The organism is Rhodoferax sp. RT4P68 (assembly GCF_056521305.1).
The window spans coordinates 1-5056 of sequence record NZ_JBWMBB010000036.1; the positions used below are offsets into that span (position 1 = coordinate 1).

Here is a 5056-nt window from a genome sequence, read left to right on the forward strand (position 1 = left end):
CGACTGAGATACATTGAACACCTCGCTTGCGCGCAACCCCCGCGCGTCCACGATGGCGCTGAAACGCCGTCCACGATCAGCCTGAAACAGGCGTCCACGATCGCTGAAATGCGCAGGTGGTCTACCGGGTATCCGCGTCCTGAGGGAGTACCTGGCCCAGCCATCGAGCTTCCTGAGTCTTGAGGTGCACGGCCTTTCCCGGCTGGCCAAGCAGTGTCCGCAGGCACGCTCTTTCGAACTGCTGATCGGCCTGCGCAAGCAGCCGCTGTTTCTGATGGGGCGGGTGACTTCCGCCATGTTCCACCTCTTCGCAACGCCGGTCATCAACCTGTACGCGCGGAGGCTGGACCCTGTCAACTATGACGCCACTGCCAGCTCGCAATGGTTGCTCGTCGATCGAATGAAGCCCAGTGCATACCACCTCTTCGCGCTCACGGCGGTGAAGGCGGTGTCGGGCCAGGGGCACGTCGTGAAGCTGGACCCGGTTCTCGGAGGGCTCAGCTTCGAGGGGGCCGTCCCGTCGGGTCACTACGGCCTGTGCCGACATCGAATCGGCGGCGTGTCTATCCGTTCGAATGACCCGATGGCAAGTCATGACCGGCTGGCGGTGTCGCTTCCGACAGGGAAGGCGGCTCAGCACGGCCGCGTCACGTCGCTGCAGATGGAAGGACTGGTGTGTGATCGCGCATGGCAGCCCGAGCAGATATTGCGGTCGTCGCTGTCGCTGTCCGAACCCATGGGCGTCGGTCGTATCGAATGTCTCTGGGTGCCCAGCGCTCCCCGCGCTATGCCAGAGCTGTCGAGGTGCTGGGAAGCCATCGCATTTCTTGGCGATTCACCCATCGCCATGGGGCGTCGCGCTCAGGTTGAACCGTTGGCGACACTCGTGCGATGGATTGGTCTGGCTGCCGATGCTGCCGATCCGGTCGATCTCCAACGCATCGGCAGCTTGCGGTCGGCACGACTGAGTACTTCTCTTTCGCCCTCAGCAAGCGCGGCACCAGCGGGGTGGATTCACACCATCAAGGTCGCCCTGGACATTTCAACGTCACACCATGCCGATCACGGCGGCTGGTTGTTCGGACGGATGGTTGCCCAAGCATTGTCCGAAAGCGTGAGCATGAATGACGGCTTGGAAGTCGAGTTGCGACTGGACGGCCACGCCGCGAGTCGACACGGCAACCTCGTTCTGCCAGATGGGCGGTTTCTATGAACCGGCTGATGGTCGAAGAGCTCCTCACGGGCCCAAGGACGTTTTTCGAGCTCATGCGCCGCGTGGACATGGTGGCGGCCCAGCCTTGGGAGGCAGACACACCGCAGAGCAATGATTCCAAGGATTTGCTGTCACTGCGCCGGCCGGCATGGCTGCGACTGAAGCAGCCAGCGCGCATGGACTTTGCACCGGCAGAGATTGCTGACTTTGTGTATGTCGATCCTCCACATGGGAGGACATCTGCACACCTCCTGGTGACGATTCGCCACTTTGGTCTCTTTGCGCCCTATGGCCCACTGCCCGTGCACATCACAGAGCACGCGCAACATGAACACAGGGCGGTGTTCGAGCAGTTCTTCGGCCATCTCACGGCAGAGCTCGCGTGGCTTGACTTCAGAGCATGGGCCCAGATGCACCCCGTAGTGGGGTGCGACTTGACGGTGCGTGGCAACACCTTCGTGCGTCGCGTTTCGTCTCTGGCAGCCGTGACGCCAAAGGTGCCGTGGTCGAGGCACGAGAGTTCGAACGTCTCCACCAGCGACCACGTTCGGGTCTGTAGAACGCACTTCGCCGGAATTTACGCATCGCGTCAACGACCCCTGCATCTGCTGCGCGCCATGCTGCGCCAGTACTTTCGTGTCCCCATCGCTGTGTTGCCCCGCACGGGTGGGTGGCAGTCAGTTGACAAGGGGCCGGGTGCGCAAAGGATTGCCGGCAGATGGTTGCTTGGTCGACGCGTGTTTGCGCCGCAAAGCGCCGTGACGATTCTCGTCGGCCCGATCGACGCGGATGCATTTCCCCGCTTTCAGCGACGGCAGTCCACCGTTCAGTGGATGGTCGGTGTTGCTGAAGACTATGCCGGTGGGCGCGTCGGTGCCCGGGTGGTCGTGGATGTCAGAACTCGCCCGGGCATGAACGGCCGGATCGGGAAGATGCGCATCGGAGTCGATACCTGGGCCAGCCCTGTCGAGGGCGTTGTCCGTCTCACTATTCATGAACCCTACCTGCGGAGTGTTTCAGCATGAACCGAGAGCGCCGTTTTGGCCGACTTGGCAGATCGATCTACGACGCGTTGGTCGACGCCACCGCACTATGCCGATCGCGTCAGCATCAATTTGTCGAGCTAGACCATTGGTTCTGGTGCCTGTGGCAACGCGAGAAGAGTGACCTGCGTCGCCTGCTCGACCTGCTGGACGTCGACTCTGCGGTGTTTCTGCGGCGGCTCGAAACCTCGATCGGACGCCTTGCCAAATCGCAGGGCGAGATCCGCGATCTTTCCGGAACGCTCGAACACGCAGTGGCCGGTGCGCTCGGCTGGAGCCAGCTGGCGGGCTGCTGCGGCCACGTTCGATCGGGGCATCTGCTTCTGGCCAGCCTGGAAGACAGCGCCATACGCCGGTGGGCCGACGCCTTGTGGCCAGAGCTCAAAGGGCGTTCAGTCGAAGAGCTCGCCATGTTGTACGAGTCGCACGCCTCATCGTGGCCGGAGCAGCACGAAGAGTCTGTCGACGGCCAGTCGATCGCTCCACCCACCAGCATGGGCGCGCCAGGGGCTGGTGGCGCCTCCGCTGAAGGGTTGCAGCGCTGGGCCCATTCGCTGAGCAAGGAGGCCCAGAGCGACGCGCTCGACCCCGTGGTCGGCCGTGATCGCGAGCTCCGCCAGGTGGTCGATATCTTGTTGCGGCGGCGTCAGAACAACCCCATCCTCGTGGGCGAGGCCGGCGTCGGCAAGACGGCCATCGCGGAAGGGCTTGCACAGCGCATTCATGCCGGTGCCGTGCCGGCAGGGTTGAAGAATGCCGAGGTCTGGGTCATCGATCTGGCGCGCATGCAGTCCGGAGCCAGTGCCCGCGGTGAGTTCGAGCAACGCATGCGAAGCCTGCTGGATGCAGTGGCCGCATCGCCACATCCCATCATCCTGTTCTGCGATGAAGTTCACACGCTGATCGGTGCTGGCGGGGCTGCTGGAACAGGGGATGCCGCCAATCTCATCAAGCCGATGCTGGCGCGCGGACAACTGCGGATGGTCGCAGCGACCACGTGGAGCGAGTACAAGCAGCACATCGAGCCCGATGCCGCCCTGACACGCCGTTTTCAACCGGTGACGATCGACGAGCCGAACGACGAAACAGCCCTCGCGATGTTGCGCGTGATCGCGTCGCGCTTCGCCAGGCACCATGGCGTGCAGATCTCCGACAGTGCGCTGTCCGCTGCGGTCCAGCTATCGCGCCGTCACATCCCAGGGCGCCAGCTCCCAGACAAGGCCATCAGCCTGCTGGACACGGCGTGCGCGCGCGTTGCCATGTCTCAGAGCGCTCGTCCGGCTGAAATGGACGAACTTGCGCAAGAGATTCTGACCGTCGACCAGGAGCTCGAATGGCGTGAGAACGACGGCAAGCTCGGGCTCTCCATATCGGATGACGCACTGTTGAGGCAGCGACGCCAAGCCATGGTCGAACGCATCGACGAAATGGCGATCGAACTGCAATCGCAGCAGCAAAGGGTTCAGACCCTTCTCGACGAAGTCGCGATCAGCGGGTGTGTCGACCGCCAGACCGACTCCAACAATGAACTCCTTCGTGAGCTCGAGGGCGCTGGCGCCGCCTTGTGGGTTCGGCCTTGGGTTGACAGCCAGGTTGTGGCATCTGTTCTGTCCGAGTGGACAGGTGTGCCGAGTGCGCACCTGGCAACCGACGATGCCGATCGCGTGCTGGGTCTGGAAAGTGCTCTGCGCGCCCGCATCCATGGCCAGGATGCGGCGCTGCGCGAGATCATCGATGCGTTGCAGGTGTCGCGAGCCTGTCTCAACGATCCTCAGCGTCCGCTTGGCGTCTTCGTGCTGGCTGGGCCGACAGGGACCGGCAAAACGGAAACCGCGATCGCCCTGTCCGATCTTCTCTTCGGAGGTTCGGAGCATCTCGTTCATTTCAACATGAACGAATTCCAGGAGGCGCACAGCGTCTCGACGCTCAAGGGCGCACCGCCGGGCTACGTGGGTTACGGAAAGGGTGGACGCTTGACGGAGGCCGTGCGTCGCCGGCCCTACAGCGTGGTCTTGCTCGATGAATTCGATCAGGCCCATCGAGACGTGCATGAGATCTTCTACCAAGTCTTCGACAAGGGCTGGATGGAAGATGGCGAAGGGCGCCGAATCAGCTTTCGCAACTGCCTCATTCTGTTGACGACCAACGTCGGAGCGCCCGAGATCGAGGCCGCATGTGAGTCCGACCCTTTGTGTGGCGGACACAAGCTGGCCGGTATCGCCCACCAGGCCCTTCGTGCCCAGTTCGCCCCAGCGCTGATGGCGCGTATGCAGGTGGCCGCATTCCGGCCGCTCGACGAGACGGCCATGGCCCTGATCGCAGACCGCGCGATCGCCGAGCTGGCGGGCCGGCTTGCCGAAAGCGACATCGAGCTTTCCGTGGCGCAGGACGTGCGGCAGTGGGTCGCCAGCATTGCGACGCAGCACCCGTCCAAGGGCCGTGCGGCCAGGGACGTGCTGCGGCAGACGGCAGTCCCGACGATCGCGCAAGGGGTGCTGGACGCCCGGAGCCTCAATCGTCCACTGAAGAAGATCCGCCTGTCAGCGCCCGGAAAACTGGAGATCGAGTTCCTGCCGGACAGCGGTGGCCAGGCAGCCGAGACAGCCGAACTGTCCATGTCGGCCCCGCAGATGTGGCCGTCGAGTCCCTCGACGCCACAGGCTGAGGAAGGTACGCAATGCGCCTGATCGAACTGTCCTCGCCGGATCTCGACCCTGGTGCTGTGGCACTGGCTTTCAGTACCCAAGAGCGCCTGTCACAGGAGCCGTCGTACGAACTGGAGCTGGTGTCGCCTCGTCCA

At 63.3% G+C, this 5056-nt stretch carries 3 protein-coding genes; all 3 read left to right on the forward strand.

What is annotated here, in order from left to right; translation table 11 throughout:
* The first annotated feature begins 130 nt into the window (after positions 1–130).
* Genes AC099J_RS31440 through tssH form a run of 3 tightly spaced genes read left to right on the forward strand, consistent with a single transcriptional unit; the run spans position 131 to position 4943 of the window.
* Positions 131–1213, forward strand: coding sequence for a type VI secretion system baseplate subunit TssF (locus AC099J_RS31440; protein WP_479619243.1), 1083 nt, complete (start codon positions 131–133; stop codon positions 1211–1213).
* 8 nt (positions 1214–1221) lie between these two features.
* Positions 1222–2238 (forward strand): type VI secretion system baseplate subunit TssG, encoded by a 1017-nt coding sequence (locus AC099J_RS31445; protein ID WP_479619241.1) that lies wholly within the window; start codon positions 1222–1224, stop codon positions 2236–2238.
* Positions 2235–4943, forward strand: a complete 2709-nt coding sequence (gene tssH / locus AC099J_RS31450; RefSeq protein WP_479619242.1) for a type VI secretion system ATPase TssH — start codon at positions 2235–2237, stop codon at positions 4941–4943. The genes AC099J_RS31445 and tssH overlap by 4 nt, the downstream gene beginning before the upstream one ends.
* The last annotated feature ends 113 nt before the right edge of the window (positions 4944–5056 follow it).